This window comes from Corynebacterium jamesii (genome assembly GCF_046097395.1).
Classification (GTDB): Bacteria; Actinomycetota; Actinomycetes; order Mycobacteriales; family Mycobacteriaceae; genus Corynebacterium.
Window position 1 is genome coordinate 579,907 of sequence record NZ_CP175789.1, and the last position, 22,101, is coordinate 602,007.

22 protein-coding genes and 7 tRNA genes are annotated in these 22,101 nt (G+C 61.8%); 23 read left to right on the forward strand and 6 right to left on the reverse strand.

Annotated features, from left to right (window positions below):
- Nucleotides 1–37 precede the first annotated feature (37 nt).
- The 6 genes from ACKFRT_RS02640 to ACKFRT_RS02665 all read right to left on the reverse strand — a co-directional run bounded on the left by ACKFRT_RS02640 (nt 38) and on the right by ACKFRT_RS02665 (nt 677).
- A tRNA-Gly gene (locus tag ACKFRT_RS02640) sits at nt 38–113 on the reverse strand.
- A 47-nt stretch (nt 114–160) separates the two neighbouring features.
- Nucleotides 161–232 (reverse strand) — tRNA-Val (locus tag ACKFRT_RS02645).
- Nucleotides 233–260: 28 nt separating this feature from the next.
- A tRNA-Cys gene (locus ACKFRT_RS02650) sits at nt 261–335 on the reverse strand.
- 44 nt (nt 336–379) lie between these two features.
- A tRNA-Gly gene (locus ACKFRT_RS02655) sits at nt 380–455 on the reverse strand.
- A 37-nt stretch (nt 456–492) separates the two neighbouring features.
- A tRNA-Val gene (locus tag ACKFRT_RS02660) sits at nt 493–564 on the reverse strand.
- 37 nt (nt 565–601) lie between these two features.
- A tRNA-Gly gene (locus ACKFRT_RS02665) sits at nt 602–677 on the reverse strand.
- Nucleotides 678–972: 295 nt separating this feature from the next.
- Here ACKFRT_RS02665 and ACKFRT_RS02670 point away from each other — a divergent pair.
- From ACKFRT_RS02670 to ACKFRT_RS02780, 23 genes are all read left to right on the forward strand, one after another.
- Nucleotides 973–1,047, forward strand: a tRNA-Val gene (locus ACKFRT_RS02670).
- Between the two features lie 276 nt (nt 1,048–1,323).
- Nucleotides 1,324–1,830, forward strand: a complete 507-nt coding sequence (locus ACKFRT_RS02675; protein ID WP_408925649.1) for a copper resistance protein CopC — start codon at nt 1,324–1,326, stop codon at nt 1,828–1,830.
- A gap of 51 nt (nt 1,831–1,881) precedes the next feature.
- Nucleotides 1,882–2,214, forward strand: a complete 333-nt coding sequence (locus tag ACKFRT_RS02680; protein WP_408925650.1) for a hypothetical protein — start codon at nt 1,882–1,884, stop codon at nt 2,212–2,214.
- Nucleotides 2,215–2,330: 116 nt separating this feature from the next.
- Entirely contained in the window at nt 2,331–2,969 is a 639-nt protein-coding gene (locus ACKFRT_RS02685; RefSeq protein WP_408925651.1) for a copper chaperone PCu(A)C, read from the forward strand.
- A gap of 5 nt (nt 2,970–2,974) precedes the next feature.
- Nucleotides 2,975–4,228 carry a Dyp-type peroxidase gene (locus tag ACKFRT_RS02690; protein WP_408925652.1) on the forward strand — a complete coding sequence of 418 codons (1,254 nt, stop codon included), beginning with the start codon at nt 2,975–2,977 and terminating at the stop codon, nt 4,226–4,228.
- A 185-nt stretch (nt 4,229–4,413) separates the two neighbouring features.
- Nucleotides 4,414–6,417 carry a threonine--tRNA ligase gene (gene thrS, locus ACKFRT_RS02695; protein WP_408926122.1) on the forward strand — a complete coding sequence of 668 codons (2,004 nt, stop codon included), beginning with the start codon at nt 4,414–4,416 and terminating at the stop codon, nt 6,415–6,417.
- A 7-nt stretch (nt 6,418–6,424) separates the two neighbouring features.
- Nucleotides 6,425–6,994 (forward strand): HIT family protein, encoded by a 570-nt coding sequence (locus ACKFRT_RS02700; protein WP_408925653.1) that lies wholly within the window; start codon nt 6,425–6,427, stop codon nt 6,992–6,994.
- Between the two features lie 33 nt (nt 6,995–7,027).
- Complete coding sequence (gene pgsA / locus ACKFRT_RS02705; RefSeq protein WP_408925654.1) at nt 7,028–7,693, forward strand: phosphatidylinositol phosphate synthase; 666 nt, start codon at nt 7,028–7,030, stop codon at nt 7,691–7,693.
- A complete protein-coding gene (locus ACKFRT_RS02710) occupies nt 7,693–8,652 on the forward strand; it encodes a phosphatidylinositol mannoside acyltransferase (RefSeq protein ID WP_408925655.1) in 960 nt (319 codons plus the stop codon). The genes pgsA and ACKFRT_RS02710 overlap by 1 nt, the downstream gene beginning before the upstream one ends.
- The gene (locus ACKFRT_RS02715; RefSeq protein WP_408925656.1) at nt 8,649–9,812 is read left to right on the forward strand and encodes a glycosyltransferase family 4 protein; all 1,164 of its coding nucleotides are present in this window, start codon (nt 8,649–8,651) and stop codon (nt 9,810–9,812) included. Before ACKFRT_RS02710 ends, ACKFRT_RS02715 begins: the two co-directional genes overlap by 4 nt.
- Entirely contained in the window at nt 9,809–10,327 is a 519-nt protein-coding gene (locus ACKFRT_RS02720; RefSeq protein WP_408925657.1) for a hypothetical protein, read from the forward strand. The genes ACKFRT_RS02715 and ACKFRT_RS02720 overlap by 4 nt, the downstream gene beginning before the upstream one ends.
- 90 nt (nt 10,328–10,417) lie before the next feature.
- A complete protein-coding gene (gene pdxS / locus ACKFRT_RS02725) occupies nt 10,418–11,320 on the forward strand; it encodes a pyridoxal 5'-phosphate synthase lyase subunit PdxS (RefSeq protein WP_296215113.1) in 903 nt (300 codons plus the stop codon).
- Nucleotides 11,320–12,183: an acyl-CoA thioesterase II gene (locus ACKFRT_RS02730; RefSeq protein ID WP_296215111.1), complete on the forward strand. Its 864-nt coding sequence runs from the start codon at nt 11,320–11,322 to the stop codon at nt 12,181–12,183. The genes pdxS and ACKFRT_RS02730 overlap by 1 nt, the downstream gene beginning before the upstream one ends.
- 4 nt (nt 12,184–12,187) lie before the next feature.
- A complete protein-coding gene (gene pdxT / locus ACKFRT_RS02735; protein WP_408925658.1) occupies nt 12,188–12,772 on the forward strand; it encodes a pyridoxal 5'-phosphate synthase glutaminase subunit PdxT in 585 nt (194 codons plus the stop codon).
- A gap of 125 nt (nt 12,773–12,897) precedes the next feature.
- The gene (locus ACKFRT_RS02740; RefSeq protein ID WP_296215107.1) at nt 12,898–13,653 is read left to right on the forward strand and encodes a YebC/PmpR family DNA-binding transcriptional regulator; all 756 of its coding nucleotides are present in this window, start codon (nt 12,898–12,900) and stop codon (nt 13,651–13,653) included.
- Nucleotides 13,654–13,684: 31 nt separating this feature from the next.
- Nucleotides 13,685–14,248 carry a crossover junction endodeoxyribonuclease RuvC gene (ruvC, locus tag ACKFRT_RS02745; protein ID WP_408925659.1) on the forward strand — a complete coding sequence of 188 codons (564 nt, stop codon included), beginning with the start codon at nt 13,685–13,687 and terminating at the stop codon, nt 14,246–14,248.
- Entirely contained in the window at nt 14,245–14,880 is a 636-nt protein-coding gene (ruvA, locus tag ACKFRT_RS02750) for a Holliday junction branch migration protein RuvA (RefSeq protein ID WP_408925660.1), read from the forward strand. The genes ruvC and ruvA overlap by 4 nt, the downstream gene beginning before the upstream one ends.
- A 31-nt stretch (nt 14,881–14,911) precedes the next feature.
- Nucleotides 14,912–15,991 (forward strand): Holliday junction branch migration DNA helicase RuvB, encoded by a 1,080-nt coding sequence (gene ruvB, locus ACKFRT_RS02755; RefSeq protein ID WP_296215100.1) that lies wholly within the window; start codon nt 14,912–14,914, stop codon nt 15,989–15,991.
- A gap of 35 nt (nt 15,992–16,026) precedes the next feature.
- Nucleotides 16,027–16,341 (forward strand): preprotein translocase subunit YajC, encoded by a 315-nt coding sequence (yajC, locus tag ACKFRT_RS02760; protein ID WP_408925661.1) that lies wholly within the window; start codon nt 16,027–16,029, stop codon nt 16,339–16,341.
- 113 nt (nt 16,342–16,454) lie between these two features.
- Nucleotides 16,455–18,389 carry a protein translocase subunit SecD gene (gene secD, locus ACKFRT_RS02765; RefSeq protein WP_296215097.1) on the forward strand — a complete coding sequence of 645 codons (1,935 nt, stop codon included), beginning with the start codon at nt 16,455–16,457 and terminating at the stop codon, nt 18,387–18,389.
- On the forward strand, nt 18,390–19,664 hold the full coding sequence (gene secF / locus ACKFRT_RS02770) for a protein translocase subunit SecF (RefSeq protein WP_296215095.1): 1,275 nt from the start codon (nt 18,390–18,392) through the stop codon (nt 19,662–19,664).
- 31 nt (nt 19,665–19,695) lie between these two features.
- On the forward strand, nt 19,696–21,396 hold the full coding sequence (locus ACKFRT_RS02775) for an ABC transporter substrate-binding protein (RefSeq protein WP_296215093.1): 1,701 nt from the start codon (nt 19,696–19,698) through the stop codon (nt 21,394–21,396).
- A gap of 98 nt (nt 21,397–21,494) precedes the next feature.
- Entirely contained in the window at nt 21,495–22,043 is a 549-nt protein-coding gene (locus ACKFRT_RS02780) for an adenine phosphoribosyltransferase (protein ID WP_296215137.1), read from the forward strand.
- Nucleotides 22,044–22,101: the final 58 nt, after the last annotated feature.

A 22,101-nucleotide genomic window follows, 5' to 3' on the forward strand; every position in this document is an offset into this window, starting at 1 on the left:
TAAAAAAGGGGGACGCAGTGCGACCCCCAAAAAATTTTGGAGCGGATGACGAGACTCGAACTCGCGACCCTCACCTTGGCAAGGTGATGCGCTACCAACTGCGCTACATCCGCGTGCGAAAGATAATAATCCTTCGCTAGAGGATCCGAATGGGATCCAGTGCGCGATACTGGGATCGAACCAGTGACCTCTTCCGTGTCAGGGAAGCGCTCTCCCGCTGAGCTAAACGCGCCTTAAGTTCACTATGGGTTTAAAGAATGTGGAGGTGGAAACGGGAATCGAACCCGTGTACACGGTTTTGCAGACCGTTGCCTAAGCCACTCAGCCATTCCACCGCAACAAGAAAAGTATCTTGCACGTGGCCCACTTTAGTGAACCGTGGAGCGGATGACGAGACTCGAACTCGCGACCCTCACCTTGGCAAGGTGATGCGCTACCAACTGCGCTACATCCGCATTGACCAACCACCGTACAACAGTAGGCGGCTGCTCGTGCGCGATACTGGGATCGAACCAGTGACCTCTTCCGTGTCAGGGAAGCGCTCTCCCGCTGAGCTAAACGCGCTAAAACAACAACCCAAGCCACTAAAGGGGCTTGAGCGTGGAGCGGATGACGAGACTCGAACTCGCGACCCTCACCTTGGCAAGGTGATGCGCTACCAACTGCGCTACATCCGCATTCGCGACGGTAATGCATTGAAAAAACGATGCATCTTCGCTGCGACAACAAACACTAGCCTGTTAGGATCGCAGTTCACAAATCACCAGGTAGATCGCCTCTTTCGGAGGTATGCTCTAACACATACCGCAGGGACTGAACTACAACATTGCAATTCAGTCCACCCTGTAACAGCTGCTGTTTACGTACACCCCGGTAAGCCCCGTGCAATGCTCTGTGAGCTAAATTCCTGCAGTTTTGGTTCTGCCAGAAGGCAAGTGGTAACTTTCTTTCCCAGTGGTTAAGCCGCTTGAAGGTTCCATAGCTCAGTGGAAGAGCATTCCGTTCACACCGGAAAGGTCGCTGGTTCGAACCCAGTTGGGACCACCACGCACCGCCCAGCGCTCAGATGTCGGGCGGTTTTTGTTTCCCCCGCGTATTGCCCCCGTTAGGCGGTCGAGGGAACTTATGGCAGGCCAGCGCCGACCACTCTTGCAGCGCCAGACAATTTCGCAGGATTGATCGCACTGTATTCGGCGCTATGGTGTTAGCAGTGTTGTGACAGAAAGGTTCACCGTTTACATGCCTCGCCGTTTTTCTACTTTTGTGCGCCCCCTCGCCCGAGCTCTCGCAGCATCGGGAATGGTCGCGGCTTTTTCCGTGGGGATGAGTTCCCCAGCTTCGGCTCACGACGTCGTGCTGAAATCCACGCCGGAAGCTAACTCCACCGTGGATAAGCTGCCGGAAAAGATCGTCCTCAACTTCTCCGGTGAACCGCAGGGAGGCTTCAACACCATTGCGCTGTCGCACGATGGAGAGGTGCTGTTCCGTGGGGAGCCGAAGGCAGATGGCCGCGAGCTGAGCCTGGAGGTGCCAAAGGACGTGCAGTCCCAGCAGGAAAGCGGCAAGTACATCGTCGGCTATCAGATCACTAGCTCTGACGGTCACTCCACCCGCGGCAGCGTGGACTTCACGTTGGAAGCGGAAGGCGGTAGTGACGGAGACGGTGGCGTCGATAAGAACGACGGCAACGGCAGTACCGTTGACGAGGGGGCACAGGGGGAGCAGTCCCCGCATGTTCCTTCCTGGTTACTGCCTTTGGGCGGTATCGTCGTTATCGTAGGTGCTTTGGCAATCGCCATCGCACGATTCCGCGATGCGAAGAACGATTAACCGATTCTTCGCTTCCGATTAGTTATCGTTTACCTGATCAGGAGAATTCCCGTGAAGAAGTTCCGCTCTGCAACCGCCGCTGCACTGGCTCTGACCTCTGCTCTCGCACTGTCCGCCTGCACCCCTCCGAATGAGAACGACGGCGACAAGCGCGAGGACACCGCTACTACCGGACCGGCTACCCCGAGCATCCAGTCCACCGAAGAGGCCGCTACGGACTCCGGCGAGGCCAAGGCTTCTGAGTCCGCACAGTCTGAGGAGACCGAAGCGACCGAGACTGAGGCCACCGAGACTGAGGCCACCGAGACTGAGGCCACCGAGACTGAGGCCACCGAGACTGAGGCTACCGGCGCCGGCGCAGCTAACACCGCAGCCACCAACTAACCCGCGGACCACCAGACATTGGAGACCGCGCCTAGGGGGTTTACCCAGGCGGGTTGTTCCTTGTGTGCCCGCAATCATCGCAAAACGAAAGGTTCGTTATGTCCCTGTCTGCTCTTATGACTGCAAAGAAGCGCGCCGCGTCTGTGGCGGCACTCGCTCTGAGTGGCGCGCTCGTATTGTCCGCGTGCTCTGACAGCGAGGAGGAGAGTAACGATTCCACCAGCTCTTCTGCAGCGGAATCGTCCAGCACTGCAGCGGAATCGTCCAGTACTGAAGCCGACGAAGAGGTCGAGGAATCCGACGCTACCGACGATGCTGACTCTGCCGACAAGAATGCCTCTGCGTCCGTCGGCGATGACGAGCTAAAGTTCGACGGCGCCTACGCTGCTACCGAGCACTCGGACAGGCAGATGAGCGCCGTCTACGGCAAGCTGCGCAACGTTGCGAACCGGGACATCACCATCGTCGAGGTCAAGGGCGACCTGGAGGGCGCTCGGTACGAGCTGCACGAAGTGGACCTGAATGGCAACATGAGCGAGGTTGGCGGCTTTAAGTACCCCGCCGGTAAGGAAGGCACCTTTGAGCCAGGTGGCAACCACATCATGATCATGGATACGCCGGAGGACCTCGCAGCGGGCGACACTATCAACATCACTCTCGTCGAGCAGGACGGCACGGAGCACCAGATGGACAACATTCCGGTGCGCGTCCTGGAGACCAGTCACGAGCACTACGGCGACGGTCAAGAGCGCTAAACGCCATGCCTGACCCCGTACGTTCTGTCTCTATACCTATGGACGCCCCCGTTCCCGGGCCCACCGGGGATCCCACGTTCACCCGACGGGGGTTCTTCGCTGGACTGGGAATGACCGGTGCCGCATCCGTCCTGGCAGCCTGCAGCACTGCGGAAGATTCCGCCGCCTCGGACGGGCAGGGCGACGCCGACGATGGGGCGTCCATAAGAACGATCAGCTTCGACGGGGTGCACCAAGCAGGCATCCAGGAAGATTCGCAAACCCATGCGCTGGTGGTTGCCTTCAACATGAAGCGCAACAACGTGCCGAAGGGGGGTCTGAAAAAGAACCTGACGCGCCTGATGCGCATCTGGACCGGCGATGCACGATCTATGACGCAGGGCGAAACAGCGCTGGCGGACCTCGAGCCGGAGCTGACGGTCGCCCCGCAGAACCTCACTATTACGATGGGGTGGGGACCGCGTCTAATCAAGGACGTGGACTTGATTGATGAGGCTCCTGCGTGGGTGAAGAAAAATCTGAACGGCCTGCCGAAGTTCAAGGGCGACAAGCTCGACAACGCTTTCGGCGCCGCAGACGTGGTGCTACAGATCTGCGGGGATAGCCTCACCGCAGTGAGTCACGCCGCTCGTGTGCTGACTCGCGGTGGCCGCGACTACGCAACACCGAAATGGACCCAGCGTGGATTTGTGGATTCGCCGACGGGCGAGACTCCCCGCAACCTGCTGGGTTTCAAGGACGGCACGGCCATTCCGCGCACCGACGCGGAGTACGACGAGGCAATCTGGGACGATCAGGGCGGCAGTGCCATGGTGGTGCGCCGCATCGTGTTCGACATGCCAGGTTGGGAAAAACTGGACCGAAAGTCGCGCGAGGTCGTCTTCGGCCGCCACGTGGATACCGGCGCGCCGCTGGGTGGGAAGGACGAGTTCGACCCGGTGGACCTCAACAAGTCCGGCGAGGACGGCCTGCCGCTGATCGATGAGCGCAGCCACGTGGGCATCTCGGTGGGCGAGGGCAGCCGTATTAGGCGCCGCGCTTACAACTGGGACAACGAGGTCACGCCGCTGGGCAACAGCGGGCTGATCTTCATCTGCTTCCAGAACGATCCCGACGAGGCGTTTACTCCGTTGCAGAAGCGGCTGGCGGAGAAGGACAGGCTGAACACGTGGATCACTCACGTGGGTTCGGCGGTGTTTTGGGTGCTGCCCGGAACACAAAACGGGGCGCACTGGGGCCAACAGTTCCTGGAGGGGTAGAATCTACGGGCGTTGAGGACTGTCACCAGGTATGTGACCGTCACTGAAGGCCCGAGAAGGAGCGCGATCCACAAGTGAGTACCCCCGAAAACACCCCAGCCGCCGACAACGCCGACGCTGCCGCAGAAGGCACCGCAGCACCCGTGACGTTCCGGGTTCCAGCGGGCACCGCGGCCGGTGCTGCCATGCGTGAGCTGGGACTGCCGAACAAGGGGCCAGAGGCCATCGTCTGCGTGAAGGAGGCGAAGGGGGATACCGCAGGTCAATTGCGCGACCTATCCTGGGCGCCGGAGCAGGATGTGGATGTGACTGCCGTTCCGGCTAACACGGATGAGGGGCGCGGGGTGATCCGCCACTCCTGCGCACACGTTTTGGCGCAGGCAGTGCAGAAGGAGTTCCCCGGCACCAAGCTGGGTATCGGCCCGGCGATTGATAACGGCTTCTACTACGACTTCCAGGTTGCGGAGCCCTTCACCCCGGAGGACTTGAACAAGCTGGAAAAGACGATGAAGAAGATTATCAAGTCCGGCCAGAAGTTCGAGCGCAAGGCCTACGACGACGCAGAGCAGGCCCGTGCGGAGTACGCGGACGAACCCTTCAAGACCGAGCTGATCGCGGACAAGGGTAACGTGGACCCGGACTCTGACGAGGCCACCGAGGTCGGCACCGGCGAATTGACTGCTTACAGCAACGTAAACCCCCGCACCGGCGAGGTCGAGTGGTACGACCTCTGCCGTGGCCCGCACGTGCCGACCACCCGCTACATCCCGGCTTTCGCCCTGACTCGATCCTCCGCCGCCTACTGGCGAGGCGACCAGTCCAAGGCTGGCCTGCAGCGCATCTACGGCACCGCATGGGAATCCAAGGAGGCTCTGGCGGACTTCCAGACAATGATGGCGGAAGCCGAGAAGCGTGACCACCGTCGCCTGGGCCAGGAGCTGGACTTGTTCAGCTTCCCGGATGAGATCGGCTCCGGCTTCCCGGTATTCCACCCGGACGGCGGCATTATTCGCCTGGAGATGGAGGAGCACTCCCGCAAGCGCCACATCGCCTCCGGCTACAGCTTCGTCAACACCCCGCACATTACGAAGGGCGACCTGTTTCAGAAGTCTGGCCACCTGGACTTCTACGCCGACGGCATGTTCCCGCCCATGCAGCTGGATGGGGAGACCGACGACGAGGGCACCGTGACCAAGCCGGCGCAGGACTACTACGCCAAGCCGATGAACTGCCCGATGCACAACCTGATCTTCGCCTCCCGCGGGCGCTCCTATCGCGAGCTGCCGCTGCGACTGTTCGAGTTCGGAACGGTGTACCGCTACGAGAAGTCCGGCGTGATCCACGGCCTGACCCGCGCCCGTGGTTTTACCCAGGATGATGCGCACATCTACTGCACCGAGGATCAGCTGGAGCAGGAGCTGACCACCGTCCTGGAATTCATTATCTCCCTCCTGCGGGATTACGGTCTGGACGACTTCTACTTGGAGCTTTCCACCAAGGATCCGAACAAGTTTGTGGGTAGCGACGAAATCTGGGAGCGCTCCACTGAAATCCTGCAGCGCGTGGCCACCAAGTCTGGCCTGGAACTGGTTCCGGACCCGGCAGGTGCTGCCTTCTACGGCCCGAAGATCTCCGTTCAGGCCCGCGACGCGATCGGTCGTACCTGGCAGATGTCCACCGTGCAGCTGGACTTTAACTTGCCCGAGCGCTTCAACCTGGAGTACACGGCACCGGACGGCTCCAAGCAGCGCCCAATCATGATCCACCGCGCCCTGTTTGGCTCCATCGAGCGCTTCTTCGGCGTGCTGCTGGAGCACTATGCTGGCGCCTTCCCGGCGTGGCTCGCCCCGCACCAGGTCGTCGGCATCCCTGTCGCAGATGAGTTCAACGACTATTTGGAGGACTTCGCCGCAGAGCTGCGCACCCAGGGCATCCGTGCGGAGGTCGATACCTCAGATGACCGCATGCAGAAGAAGATCCGCAACCACACCACCGGCAAGGTGCCCTTCATGCTGCTGGTGGGTGGCCGCGACGTCGAGGCAAACGCGGTAAGCTTCCGCTTCCTGGACGGCACGCAGGTCAATGGTGTACCGCGCGGGGAGGCTCTGCGCATCATCTCCACTTGGATCGGCGAGCGCCGCAACGACCAACCAAGCGCGGAACTGGTTCAGCCGCTGGTGGAGGCTTAAGGCCGCAGTGGAGGAACAGCAGCCGGATCAGAACCAGTATGTGGACCAGGGCGTAGGTTCCCAGCCGGACCTGCAGGGTGGGCTGGAACGCCTGTGGGCGCCCTACCGCTCCCAGTACATCGCCAAATCGAAGCGTTCCGCTGACCCTTTCGCCACGCTGCCGGAGCAGTCGGACGAAGAGGCGCTGATCGTCGCCCGCGGCCAGACGGTCTACTGTGTACTGAACCTATACCCGTACAACCCCGGCCACATGCTGGTGGTTCCTTATCGACAGGTGGCCGATTACACGGAGCTCACAGCAGAGGAAACCGCCGAGCTCGCGGACTTTACGAAGACTGCCTTGAAGGCTCTACGTGCGGTGTCGAAGCCCGATGCGGTGAACGTAGGCCTCAATTTGGGCAAGGCCTCCGGCGGCTCCATTCCGACACACCTGCACCAGCATATAGTGCCGAGGTGGGTTGGTGATGCTAACTTCATGACAGTCATGACGGGCACCAAGGTGTTGCCGCAGACGCTGCGGGAGACCCGTGCGCTGTTGGCAGATGCCTGGGAAGCCGTTACCCGTTCCACCGACTAGCGGTTCAGATCATTAGGGAGAAAAACTTCAGCGATGCTTAGCGTGCACGGCCGCGGCCCCGCCGCGGTCATCATTGAACCGATCGCCCGGGTACTGCACAAGATGGGGATCACCCCCAACACGGTGACAGTCTTTGGCACCATGCTGGCGATTGGTTTCGCGCTGTGGCTGATCCCGACTGGCCATCACTTTGCTGCCGCGGTACTGATTGGCCTGACTGTCGCCACCGATATGGTGGACGGCACGATGGCGCGCATGCGGGGCGGGGGCACACGCTTCGGCGCCACATTGGATGCCACCTGCGATCGCTTGAGCGACGGCGCAATCTTCGGGGCTCTTGTTTTGTGGTTCGGCCTGCAGGAGCCCGTGAACACGGTAATGATGAGCGTGTGTCTGGCGATTCTCGTTACCAGCCAGGTCACCAGCTACGTCAAGGCTCGCGCCGAAGCCTCGGGCATCAAGGTTGTCGGCGGCCTGGTCGAGCGCCCTGAGCGCCTGATCATCTCTCTTGTCGCCGTGGGACTTGGCGGCCTGGGTATCCCGCACGTTCTTGCGTGGGGTCTATGGATTCTGGCTGCCGGTTCGCTGTATACGGTTGTTGAGCGCATGGTCATTGTTGCTCGTTCGGACGCCGCTTCTCAGACCATCGCCGCCCCCGAAGGAGCCCGCGAATTCTCTAGCAACAGGGGTGAGGAGTAATGCGCGAGCGGCTCACGGCCGCAGCCTACATTGCCGGCTGGAAGCTGACCTCCACACTGCCGAAGCCGGTGGCGAAGGTGCTGTTTGACTGGGGCGCAGACGTGGCGTCTAAAAAGGGCAAAGGCCCAGAGCAGCTGCGCCGCAACCTCGCCCGCGTCGTCGGGCCAGAAAACGTTACGCGCGACCTGGTGCGGCGCTCCATGCGCAGCTACATGCGCTACTGGCGCGAAGCGTTCCAACTGCCGGCGATGGCCGGTCGCGAGCTGGCGGACGAACTGAACCGCAACTTCGTCCCCGGATCGCTGGAGTTACTGCACACCAGTGCGGAATCCGGACGCGGCACGGTGATCGCACTGCCGCACGCCGGCAACTGGGACATGGCGGGGGTGTGGTTGGTGCACCATTACGGAACGTTTACGACGGTGGCGGAACGGCTGAAACCAGAGAGCCTGTTTGAGGCGTTTGTGGAGTACCGCGAGTCGCTGGGATTTCAGATCATCGCCCTCACCGGCTCCAAGGTGCCGCCGCTGGCGCAGATGGAGGACGTGCTGCGCGGCGGGGGAATCGTGTGCCTGATGGGCGAGCGCGACCTCACCGGCCACGGGGTGGAGGTGGAGTTCTTCGGCGAGAAGACCTCGATGCCCGCCGGTGCCGCACTGCTGGCACAGCGCACGGGGGCGAATTTGTTTACTGCGCGCGTGGCGTTCCACGGCGGGTCGACGGATGCGCGCCCGGAGCGGCGCGGAGGCCCGGAAACCTGGGAGCACGAAGTCACGCCCGTCGCGGTGGAAGGCCACAGCCTGCAGCAGATCGTGCAGCAGATGGCCGATAACTTCGCCCGTGGCATTGCCATGGATCCGCAGGACTGGCACATGTTGCAGCCGCTGTGGTTTGCGGATTTGTCCGAACAGCGGCGACAGCGGCTAGGTCTGGATTCCGTTGTGGGGGAGGACACATGAGGATAGGAATGGTCTGCCCGTACTCGTTTGACGAGCCGGGTGGTGTGCAGATCCACGCCATAGACCTGTGTTCCGAGCTGCGCAAGCGTGGCCATGAGGTCAGCCTGATAGGTCCGGGAAAGTCCACGGAGGGCCTGCCGGACTTCGTGGAGCTGGGCGGTTCCAGCATCCCGATCCGCTACAACGGCTCTGTAGCGCGCCTGAGCTTTGGCCCGCGCACGAAAAAACATCTAAAGCGGTGGATCCGCGACAATCAGTTTGATTTGTTGCACATCCACGAGCCGAACTCGCCGTCGTATTCGATGATGGCGATGGCCATAGCGGAGGGGCCGATCGTGGCGACCTACCACGCCTCGGCCAGCGAGTCGAAGATCCTCAAGGTGGCGCTGCCGTTTCTGCGCCCGTACCTGGAACGCATTCACGGCGGCATCGCGGTTTCTGAAGAAGCGCGCCGCTGGCAGGTGGAAAACCTGGCGGGCGATCCGGTGCTGATCCCGAACGGCGTGGAGACGTCGGTCTATCGCAACGCCCAGCCACTGGCGGGATTAGGCGACGCGGGGGAGGACCGCCCGCGCCTGATGTTCCTCGGCCGCTTTGAGGAGCCGCGCAAGGGGCTGCAAATCTTGCTGGAGGCACTTCCACGCATCGTGGAGACGGTGCCTACCGTGGAGCTGATTATCGCGGGCGGTGGCGATATCGATGCGCTGGTCGAGCGAGTGCGGAAGCTCGGCCTGACTGCATGCGTGGGGTTGGGGCCTAGCGACGCCCACGTGCGCGTGCTGGGGCGCGTCAGCGATGCGGACAAGGCCAGCGCGCTCGGCGCAAGTGACGTCTACGTGGCGCCGAACACCGGCGGCGAGAGCTTCGGCATCGTTCTGGTGGAGGGAATGGCTGCCGGAGCCGCAGTGCTGGCCAGTGACATTCCCGCCTTTGAGGCTGTGGGGCAGCACGGAAAATCCGCCCGGTTGTTCCGCAACGGCTCGGCCGCTGACTTGGCAGATAAGGCCATAGCTCTGCTGCGGGACGATGCCTCCCGGGCCGCGCTGATCGAGTCCGGCGCGCGACGTGCTGTGGACTTCGATTGGCAGACGGTAACGGATCAGGTGGAGCGGGTGTACGACACTGTGACAGTCAAGGGGAGAAAGGTGACGTTGGCATGATTACGATTCCCGTATGGGGCTTTATCGTCGCTTTGGTGTTGATCCTTGCGATCATTGCCGGCGTATGGGCTTCCGATATGGCCAGCCGCCTGAACCGCTTGCACATCCGCACGGACTCTGCGCGCGTGAGCTTGGAGGGGGCACTGCATTCCCGGTCCAGTGTGATTTCGGCGTTGCAGCCGGAGCTGGGGCAGGACGTGGCAAAGGTGAACCGCGTGGCGCTGCGGGCCACCGACATGGGCGCGCGAAGTGGCGCAGAAAACGAACTGCTCAGCGAGTTGAACCCCGAGGTATGGTCTAACTCGAGCTTCCTGGAGGCTTCCGCGAAAGTGGATCTGGCCGCGCGCTTCTACAACGATGCGGTCTCCGACACGTTAGGCGTGCGCTCCCGCCCCTTGGTGCGCGCTTTGCGCTTGGCGGGGCGCGCACCGCTGCCGGAGTACTACGAGGCATTGTTGGCGAGCCCCGCACCGACCCAGAAGCCCGCGGCGAACGGTAGCTCCTCCGAGGGCTAGTTTTTAGGCAATCCCGATACTTGGATCGGGAAGTAGACAGGTTAGACTAGAACAAATTTAGAACTCTTCAAAGATGGGAAGTCAAGCATCGTGACTAACAACTCTTCTGTTGCGAACACCGGCACCGCTCGCGTGAAGCGTGGCCTGGCCGACATGCTCAAGGGGGGCGTGATCATGGACGTGGTCACCCCAGAGCAGGCAAAAATCGCCGAGGATGCCGGCGCCACTGCAGTTATGGCTCTGGAGCGCGTACCCGCTGACATTCGTGCGGAGGGTGGCGTGTCCCGCATGTCCGACCCGGACATGATCGAGGGCATCATCAACGCCGTCTCGATCCCGGTTATGGCTAAGGCCCGCATCGGCCACTTTGTGGAGGCGCAGGTTCTGCAGTCCCTGGGTGTGGACTTCATCGACGAGTCCGAGGTGCTGACCCCCGCCGATTACAAGAACCACATCGACAAGTTCGCTTTTGAGGTGCCGTTCGTTTGCGGTGCTACCAACCTCGGCGAGGCTCTGCGCCGTATTAATGAGGGCGCTGCCATGATCCGCTCCAAGGGCGAGGCCGGCACTGGCGACGTCTCCAACGCGGTCACCCACATGCGCACCATTCGCGCGGAGATTAACCGTTTGACCTCCATGGCGGAGGACGAGCTGTACGTCGCAGCCAAGGAACTGCAGGCCCCGTATGAACTGGTCCGCGAGGTCGCGGCCAACGGTAAGCTACCGGTCGTACTGTTCACCGCCGGTGGCATCGCTACTCCGGCCGACGCCGCAATGATGATGCAGCTGGGTGCCGAGGGTGTCTTCGTTGGCTCCGGCATCTTCAAGTCCGGTAACCCGGAGCAGCGCGCCCGCGCCATCGTGCAGGCGACCCAGAACTACGACGACCCGGCCACCATCGCTAAGGTCTCCCGTGGCCTGGGCGAGGCAATGGTTGGCATTAACGTCGACGAGATCCCGCAGCCGCACCGCCTGGCAGAGCGCGGCTGGTAATGGCTCCGCACCGTCCGAAGATCCTGGATGTCCTGGATCTGGAGCGCATCGATCGCGACATCTTCCGCGGCAGTCCGCTGCCGTCCAGGTTGGCGCGCACCTACGGCGGTCAGGTTGCCGCCCAAGCTTTGGTAGCAGCCACCCGTACCGTGAGCGAAGAATTTAACGTGCACTCCCTGCACGGCTACTTCGTTGGCCCGGGCAACCCGGATGCCTCGACGGTGTTCTTGGTCGACCGTGTACGCGATGGTCGTTCCTTCGTCTCCCGCTCTGTGAAGGTGGTGCAGGACGGCAAGGCGATCTTCATTATGCAGGCCAGCTTCCATATTCGCGGTGATGAAGGCCCGCAGCACTCCGACGAGATGCGCGCCGTGCCGGATCCGGATTCCATTGTGGTGGATACGGAGTCGCTGACGGACGTGCAGCGCCTGTTCCGCGATGAGTGGGCGGACTGGGACGTGCGCATCGTCCCGCCAGAAAACTATGAGCACAACAAGTACACGGCCTCGCAGCAGGTGGTGTGGTTCCGCACGAATGCCACGCTGCCGGATGTGGACACGCTGCACGTGTGCACGCTGGCGTACATGTCGGACATGACCCTGCTTTCTTCCGCCCTGGTGCCGCACCGTCCGGCGGAGTTTCAGGAGGCCTCGCTGGACCACGCCATGTGGTTCCTGCGCCCCTTCCGCGCCGATGAGTGGTTGCTGTACGACCAGATTTCCCCCTCCGCCCACGGCGGCCGTGCGCTGACCCACGGACGGATCTTCAACCAGCAGGGCGACCTTGTGGCCGTGGTGACGCAGGAGGGCTTAACCCGCAGCCTGCGCGAAGGCACTCAGTCGGTGCCGGTAAAGGAGCAGTAACACAGTGATCATTGGCGTGATGAGCGTGCAGGGCGGCTTCGTCGAGCACATCCGGAGCATCGAGAGACTGGGGCACGAGGCTCGCGCGGTGCGCCGTACCGAGCACCTGAACGGACTCGACGGTCTGATTCTGCCCGGAGGTGAATCCACCACCATGTCCAAACTGCTGGACCTGGGTGGAATGCTGGAGCCACTGCGTGCCCTCATCGCCGATGGCCTTCCCGTTTTCGGCACGTGCGCGGGCTTGATCCTGCTGGCCGATCGGGTGCTGGATACGCGTAGCGACGCCCACAGTTTGCACGCCCTGGACATCACAGTGCGGCGCAACGCTTTCGGCCGCCAGGTGGATTCTTTCGAAACCCAACTGCCGTTCGGAGACATCGACACGCCCGTCGAGGCCGTGTTTATTCGCGCTCCCAAGGTCGAGGAAGTGGGGAATGACGTTGAGGTCGTTTCCGCTTTGCCGGATGGCACCATCGTCGGTGTGCGACAGCGCCACGTGCTGGGATGTAGCTTTCACCCGGAGCTTTCCGAGGACGACCGCGTGCACGCCTACTTCCTGTGGATGGTTGAGCAGCACCGCGCTTAAGGCCGTCGGTGGGGATGCAGCCGTGGGGGCGTCGAGAAGAAAAAAGCGACGTGCGTGACGGCCGCGACACCGTGGGGGTCTAGTATGGAAGCGTTACAGACGAACCCGACTACCGAAAGAGGATAATGTCCGGCCACTCCAAATGGGCAACGACCAAGCACAAGAAGGCTGCCAACGACGCAAAGCGCGGCAAGGAATTTGCCAAGCTGATTAAGAACATCGAAGTGGCGGCTCGTACCGGTGGTGGTGACCCCAGCGCAAACCCGACGCTGCAGGACGCGATTACCAAGGCCAAGAAGTCCTCGGTGCCCAACGACAACATTGAGCGCGCCCGCAAGCGCGGCTCCGGCGAAGAGGCCGGCGGCGCCAACTGGGAGACCGTGATGTACGAAGGTTACGGCCCCAACGGCGTGGCTATGTTGATCGAGTGCCTGACCGATAACCGCAACCGCGCGGCGACCGACGTGCGTACCGCTATGAACAAGAACGGCGGCAACATGGCAGACGCGGGTTCCGTGTCTTACCTGTTCACCCGTAAGGGTGTGGCCGTTCTAGAAAAGGGCGAGAACACCGAGGATGACATCCTGTTGGCCGTGCTCGACGCGGGTGCGGAAGAGGTCAACGACATCGGCGAGAAGTTCGAAGTTGTGTGTGAGTCTTCCGACATGAACGCTGTGCGTGACGCACTGAAGGAATCGGAGATCGACTACGACTCGATCGAACTGGATTTCCGCGCCTCCATGGAGGTGCCGGCGGATGCTTCCACCGCGAAGAAGGTGTTTAACTTGATCGACGCGCTAGAGGATTCCGACGACGTGCAGAACGTGTTCACTAATATGAACCTGACCGAAGAGGTTCTGGCGGAGCTAGACTCCGAATAATTAAAACACGTGTGCTATTCTTAGTTGCACGATGAGTATTCCACACAATTCCGCCTGGGGAACGCCTGCCGGTGGCCCGACCTCTCTGGCCGGGCTGCGGGTGATGGGGATAGATCCCGGGCTGACGCGCTGCGGGCTTTCCGTTGTGCAGGCGGGGAAGGGGCGGGCTGTGTACCCCGTCGCTGTGGGAGTGGTGCGCACTCCATCGGACATGCCGGTGGAGCGGCGCTTGCAGAAACTTTTTGGCGCTGTGGAGCAGTGGTTCGATGATTACCAGCCACATGTCGTTGCGCTGGAGCGGGTGTTTGAACGCTCAAACGTCTCTACAGTGATGAATACCGCCCATGCGTCGGGGGTGCTGATGCTGGCTGCCGCCCAGCGTGGGGTAGAGGTACACATGTACACGCCCAGCGAGGTGAAGAAGTCCATTAGTGGCAATGGGCGGGCGGATAAGGCGCAGATGACGCGCATGATTACGCGCATTCTGGGCCTAAGCGAACCGCCGAAGCCGCCGGATGCCGCCGATGCGTTGGCGCTGGCCGTGTGCCACTGCTGGCGGGCACCACTCAACCACCTAGTGAAGGGGAAAGCATGATCGCATCGCTGCGCGGAACCGTCATCGACAAAGGCCTGGACTATGTCGTTATTGAATGCGCGGGGGTGGGTTACCAGTGCACCGGCACGGCCACGACCATCGCGGAACTACCACGGGGTGAGGAGGTCTTCGTCACCACCTCCATGGTGGTGCGGGAGGATTCGCAGACGCTTTACGTGTTTCAAGATGGCGACGAGAAGCGGGCCTTCGCCATCCTGCAGTCCGTCTCCGGGGTAGGCGCGCGGTTGGCGTTGGCGATTCTGTCTGTGGTGTCGCCGCAGGAGCTGGCGCGTGCGGTATCCAACGGAGACCACAAGGCGCTGCAAAAGGCGCCGGGTGTGGGTAAGCGCCTGGCCGAGCGTATGGCTGTGGATCTGAAGGGCAAGGTGGCGGATCTGGGCGAGATGGTCGATTCCGGTATCGCGGGTGCCGCCGAGGCTTCGGGGGCTGCCACAGATGGACAGGCAGTGGCGCCGGACGTGCGCGAGCAGGTATTGGAAGCGCTGGTCGGGCTGGGCTTTACCGAGTCCAAGGCCGGCGGCACTCTGGATGCAGTATTGGCCCAGTGGTCCGAGCCGGTAGCCCCGGATGCCTCCGCGCTGCTGCGTGCCTCGCTGGCGGCGATCAAGTAGTTGGCCGCGAAATAGGGGAGACTTAGAGACCATGAGCGATATCGAGCGCACAGAGTTTGAACTTCCGCCGGGAGTAGGGCCGGGCAGTCAGAACTTCGCCCAGAATGCGGATCTGAATCCACAGGAGGCAGCCGGGGATTCCGATATCGATACCTCGTTGCGCCCGAAATCCCTTGACGAGTTCATCGGTCAGCCGAAGGTTCGCACTCAGTTGGATCTTGTGCTGGGCGGGGCCCGGTCGCGCGGGGTCGCTCCCGACCACGTTCTGCTGGCTGGGCCGCCGGGGCTGGGCAAGACAACGATGGCCATGATTATCGCCCAGGAACTCGGCAGCTCTTTGCGTATGACCTCCGGCCCGGCGCTCGAACGCGCAGGTGATCTGGCCGCCATGCTTTCCAACTTGATGGAGGGCGACGTGCTCTTCATCGACGAGATTCACCGCATGGCTCGGCCCGCCGAGGAAATGCTGTACATGGCAATGGAGGACTTCCGTATCGACGTCATCGTCGGAAAAGGCCCCGGTGCCACCTCGATCCCCATCGAAATCGCCCCGTTTACTCTGGTTGGTGCCACTACCCGCGCGGGCATGCTCACTGGCCCGCTACGCGATCGCTTCGGCTTTACCGCCCAGATGGAGTTCTACGAGGTCGCTGACCTCACCCGGGTGGTCACGCGCGCCGCGGGAATCTTGGGGGTGGATATTACTGGGGACGCCGCAGCGGAGATCGCCTCGCGCTCCCGTGGAACGCCCCGCATTGCCAACCGGCTGCTACGCCGCGTGCGCGACTTCGCGGATGTCAACGCCGACGGAAGGATCACCGTGGAGGTGGCGCGAGCTGCCTTGCTGGTTTTCGACGTGGACGAGTCGGGGCTGGATAGGCTCGACCGGGCGGTGATCGAGGCGCTAGTGAAGGGTCACGGCGGCGGACCGGTGGGCGTCAATACCCTTGCCCTGGCGGTAGGTGAAGAACCGTCGACGGTCGAGGAAGTGTGCGAGCCCTACCTGGTGCGGGCAGGCATGGTGAGCCGCACCCCGCGCGGGCGCGTGGCAACGGCGGCGGCGTGGCGGCACATTGGACTGGAGCCGCCGGAGGGCACCATCGGGCTATAGCGGGGCGCAGAAGGGACTATGGCAAGATTGGCACTATGCCAATTGACATTATTCTTATCGTCCTCGTTCTCGTGGTCTTCGTCGGCTTGCCGCTGATCCAGATCCGCAAGCAGAACAAGCGGGTTCAAGAGATCCGCCAGTTCCAGGAGCAGCTGGGTCCGGGCATGGTTGTGAAGACCACCTCCGGCATGCACGGCCGCGTGGTACACGTGGGGGATACCACCATTGACCTGGAGATTGCCACGGGTGTGGTGACTACCTGGGAGAAGGTCTCCATTCTGGAAACCGTCGACTCTGTAGAGCCAGGTTCGCAGCAGGAAAACCAGTTGACGGAAGAAAAAGACGACTAACAACCCCGGTTCGCTGTTCCGTATGTCCGGAGCAGGCGCTAGTATCACGGGGTTGGATTTTTTAGTTCACCGGCCGCGCAAGTGTGCGGCTGGATTGCAGGAGACTTAAAGCGGTGGCAAAGAAGAAAAAGAAAACTGCTGCACGGGGCGGCTTCGCGTGGCCGAAGCGGGCGATCGCCGCATTCGTGGTGATTGTGCTCATCGTGCTGGGCTTGATTATGTTTACGGGCAACAAGTCGTTCGGCCCGAAGCTGGGTATCGACCTGCAGGGTGGTACGCGCGTGACTCTGGTTCCGCAGGGTGGCACGCCCACGCAGGATCAGTTGGACCAGGCACGTACGATCCTGGAGAACCGCGTGAACGGCATGGGTGTTTCTGGGGCCTCCGTGGTAGCTGATGGCAACAACCTTGTCATCACGGTTCCGGGGTCGGATGCAGGCGAGGCTCGCACGCTGGGCAAGACCTCACAGTTGCTCTTCCGTCCGGAGGCGCAGCCGGGGCAGCCGACCGATGACTTCCCGAAGGTGCTGAAGAAGATGGCAAACACTTGGGTGAAGAACGGCATAATTACCCCGGAGTTTGCCAATGAGCGCCTGGACCAGATGGTGAAGGCCTTCCCACAGCTGGGCTTGAAGGATGCACCGAAGGAAATGAAGGTTACCGCAAAGCCACCGGCGGAGCCGAAGGATTCCGTAGCGGAGCAGAAGCGTCGGGACAAGCAGGTCGAGGTTCTACGCGCTGACCGTCAGAGCATGGACGGCAACAAGCAGCAAGCAGCTGGAGCGCTGCTGGACTGTGAGAAGGCCGACCCGATGGCAGGTGCGGACGACGCAGATAAGCCGTTGGTTACCTGTAGCGACCAGGGTCCGATGATTCTGGGGCCCGCGCCGCTGCTGCGGGGTGAGACCGACGAGAAGAACGGTGAGCGCCTGACCGGTGAATTGATCGATACTAACTCGCAGATCACCGGTGGCCTGCAGCCGAACTCCGCGCAGATGGCCATCACCTTTAAGTTCAAAACCGGCGAGCAGAACCCGGGCGGCGAGACCTGGTACGACCTGGGTCAGCAGATGCTGGGCAAGCGTGTGGCCATCACTTTGGACTCCAAGGTGATCTCCGCACCAGAGATTCAGTCGCCGACCCCTCCGGGTGAAGTCTCCCAGATCACGGGTAGCTTCTCTGAGAAGGAAGCTCAGGACCTGGCCAACAACTTGCGTTATGGTGCGCTGCCGCTGAGCTTCGTTGGTGAAAACGGGGAACCCGGCGGCACGACAACCACAATCTCTCCGTCGCTGGGTGCAGCCTCGCTCAAGGCTGGCATCATCGCCGGCCTGGTGGGTCTGGTGCTGGTAGGCCTGTACGCCCTGGCTTACTACCGCGGCCTGGGTGTCGTTGCCATCGTCTCGCTGATCGCAGCGTTCTCCCTGGTATACGGCTTCATTGTCTTGCTGGGGCGCTGGATCGGCTACAGCCTGGATCTCTCCGGCATCGCCGGATTGATCATCGGTCTGGGCACCACTGCAGACTCCTTCGTGATCTACTTCGAGAGGATCAAGGACGAAATCAGGAATGGTTCGACGTTCCGCTCTGCGGTACCGCGTGCCTGGCAGCGTGCCCGCAGCACGATCGTCACCGGTAATATCGTCTCGCTCATCGCCGCCCTGATCCTGTACTTCCTGGCCGTCGGCGATGTGAAGGGCTTTGCCTTCACCCTGGGCCTGACCACCGTGTTCGACCTGTTGGTCGCATTCCTGCTGACCGCACCGCTGCTGATTTTGATGTCCCGCCGCGCGCATTTCGCCTCGCCCAAGCTCAACGGCCTGGGGGCTGCCTACCGGGTAGCCGAGCGCAAGTACGGCCGTAAGCCACACGTGCCTGCGGCCAAGCAATCCAAGGCCGACAAGGCAGTGAAAGCTGAACAGGCCGAGAAGGCCGAAAAGGTTGAAAAGGCCGAAAAGTCTGAGGAGGCTGATTCGTCTGATAAGTCGGAGACGGTGGCGTCCACAGTGAAAGACACCCCGGCCACCGACAACAAGGAGGGGAAGTAAATGAGCAACGCCGAAACCCTGAGTGCGAACGAGACGACCGAGCTGACGGCTGCCGAGGCCACACCCGTGGACGCACCCGACGCAGAGGCCAGAGGCTTCTTCGAAAAGCTATACAACGGAAACGGTGGTTTCCGCATTGTGCAGAACCGCGGTCGCTTGTACGGCATCCTCGTCGCCGTCGTTGTGGCGTGCCTGCTATCCATCCTGGTGCGCGGCTTCAGCCTAGGCATCGACTTCGAGGGCGGCACCCGCATGACCATGCCGCCTGCAGGTGGGGCCACTGAATCCAGCGTGGCCGAGGTCTTTGAGGAGGCAACCGGTATCGCACCGCAGTCCACCCAGACAGTCGGCAGTGGCGATGCGAAATCTATCGAGATTAACTCCGAGCGCCTGGGCGAGGAACAGATCCGCGAGGCTCGTTCCGCGCTGTTCAATGCTTACCACCCGGAGAATAACGTCGGAGAGGTGACGCAGGACGCGATTAGCGATTCCACCGTCTCCGAGTCGTGGGGTAGCAGCATCACGAAGAAGATGCTTATCGCCCTGGGCGTGTTCCTGCTGGTTGTGTTCCTGTATATCGCGATCCGCATGGAGCGCGACATGGCCGCTTCCGCCATCCTCTGTGTGCTGATCGACCTGACGGTCGTGTCTGGCATCTACGCTCTGATCGGCTTCGAGGTATCGCCGGCGACGGTCATCGGCCTGTTAACGATCCTGGCGTACTCGCTGTACGACACGGTCGTGGTGTTCGACAAGGTGCAGGAGAACACGGCAGGGCTGTTTGGGTCTACGCGCGCAACCTACGCCGAGGAAACGAACCTGGCCATCAACCAGACCATCATGCGTTCCATCAACACGTCGATTTTCTCCCTGGTACCGATTGCCTCGCTGCTGATCGTCGCCGTGGGCATCATGGGCGTGGGCACGTTGAAGGACCTGGCGCTGGTCCAGTTCATCGGCGTGATCGCCGGTACCTTCAGCTCTATTTTCTTCGCTGCGCCACTGCTGGTGACGTTCAAGATGCGCCAGCGCAAGTACAAGCAGCATGAGGCTCGCGTGGAGCGCGCCCGTTCCCTCGCTGCGGGTAACGATGATGTTGTTGAGGGTGGCACCGCTGTGGAGTCGGACGACGAATTCAGCGACGAAGCGGCCGAGTCCACCGCCAAGCGCAGCGTGTCTAGCCCGAACGCCCGCCACACCGAGGATTCCATGGACGACTTCAAGCGCGACGCAGGCCACCAGGACGCTGGAAGGTCCTGGCGCCCAGGCATGTAGTCAGCTAGGCATTTTTTTCAGGAGGCTCCCAGTGAACCGCACGCCGCACGCAGCACGGTCTGCCAAGGTCACGGCAGCGCTGTTACTTTCCACCACTCTGGCTGGGGCGGGGCTAGTTGGGTGTTCTGAGGGCACGCCCCTGAGTTCGCCACCGGAGCAGTTCGGCTACGTGCTGACCAGCGACCTAGTGACCTCCAATGCGGGCACCGGAGTGGGGGTCGCGACGGACGCCGCGAAGGTGTCCGCGCGCCTGTACCCCGGTGCATTTATTGCGGGGCCGCGCGGCCAGATCTTGCCCAACGGCGACCTGGTGACGGCCAAGCCCGCCCCGGGCGACCCTCGCCGGGTGGACTACACCATCAACGCGGACGCGACCTATTCAGACTCCCAGCCGGTGGTGTGCGACGACTTTCTGCTGACCTATCAGGCCAGCAAGCGCCCTGACCTGTTTGGCTCCGACATGCCGTTGTTTGGCCAGGTGCAGAACGTGGACTGCACTGCCGGAGCCAAGCAATTCAGTGTGCAGTTCGCCGACAAGCGAGGTGCCCGCTATCGCGAACTGTTCGGGCCCGGCACGGTACTGCCCTCCCACATTGTCAGCGAAAAGGCTGGAGTGGACGATGTGGTTGTGGCTATAGACTCCATGGACGAGCAGGCACTGACGGACTTGGGTAAGGCGTGGCAGGACGTGTTCAACTTCGAGACCACGGATCCGTCTAAGGTGCCGACCTCCGGGCCGTACAAGATTGCCGCCCGGGAGGACGATGGCTCGCTCAAGTTGGAGAAGAATCCGGAGTGGAGAGGCGTGGAAGCCACCCAGTCCCCGGTATACCTGTGGCCCCAGGACGCGGATGTGCAACAGCTCGCGGAAGACAAGCAGCTATCCGTGGTGGATATTAGCCGCGGAGCTGGTGATAAGCCCGGGAAGGTGGTCGCTGAGCTGGGTGTGAACGGCGACGACTTCCGCGTGGTTGAGAGCAACTCGGAGCGCGCAGATACCCTGCGACTATCCGATTTGGGGGTGCTGCAGGCTCCAGCAACCCGACGTGCGCTCAATGCTTGTATCGATCGGCAGGCCATTGCCCAGTCGGTGGAAGAGGAGACCGGTGCGCCCGTGCAACCCACCGGCCTGCGGGTGATCGGTTCTATGCATCCGCTGCGCAGCTACCTGGACGACATCAACGGCCGTAACACCGACGTGGATACCCAGCAAGCTCGAACGCTGCTCAACGGGCTGACCATCCGTGTCGGGTTCCTGGATAGCGTGCCACGGTATAAGAAGATTGTGGATGCGTTGAAGACCAGCTGTGAAAAGGCCGGTGTGACTATTGAGCCTATACCTCGCAAGGCAGAGGACTTTGGCCTGCTGGGCGTGGACTACGACGTGGCGTTGGATACTCGTTCGGCCACTGGGCGCAATTCGGAGGTGAACTCCACGCAGGCATCTGGCCTCAAGGAGATCCGAGTGGCCGAGACGATCCTGGCCGAGCAGGCGATGACACTGCCTCTGGTGACCGAACCTCGCACGATCCTCGCCGAGGTGCATGCAGCAAACGTGCTGGATAGTTCCTCGGATACGGGAGTGAGCTGGAACATGGATCGTTGGGTGGAAGCCGACGAGCCGGTGGCCACAGGCCGCGCGTCCGACGCGGGCAACGAAGGGGCAAATGGTACAGAGGCCAGCGAGTCCCCCGAACCGGAATCGCCCAGCAACTCAGGCGAAAAGCCATAGACCCAGCAACAAGGCTGAGGACGGCGCTAAAGTAGACGCGTCGCCGCCGCACACAGAAAAGAGGATTCAAGAGCGTGACTTCCGCCGACCACGACAGCATGGCCCAGCCAACGGAGACGGCCGCTAAGGCACTCCGCCGGCTTATCCGGATTGTCCCCGATTTCCCCTCCCGCGGCATCGTCTTCGAAGACCTAACGCCGGTGTTGGCGGACCCAGGAGCATTCAGGCTTCTGGTTAAGGATCTGGCTAACCACTGCCGGAATTTTGATATCGACCTGATTGGTGGGTTGGACGCCCGCGGCTTTTTGCTGGGAAGCGCCGTGGCCTACGAATTGGGCGTGGGCATTCTGGCGGTACGTAAAGGCGGCAAACTGCCGCCTCCGGTTCACCACGTGGACTACTCTTTGGAGTATGGCACGGCCTCACTAGAGATCCCAGCAGGCAACGCCATACCGCTGCAGGGTAAGAACGTGTTTTTGATCGACGACGTTCTCGCCACCGGCGGTACGCTGAGTGCCTCCCGTGAACTTCTTCAGAAGGCGGGGGCAAACGTCTGCGGTCTGGGCGTAGTACTGGAGGTAGCCGCATTAGACGGTCGCGACCGTCTAAAGGATCTTCCGCTCTACGTGGTGGACCAGGCCGGCTAGATACGCTGGGTCGTTATTGGCGCAGGCGGCGTCAATAAAAAGAAGAGAAGAAATAGGC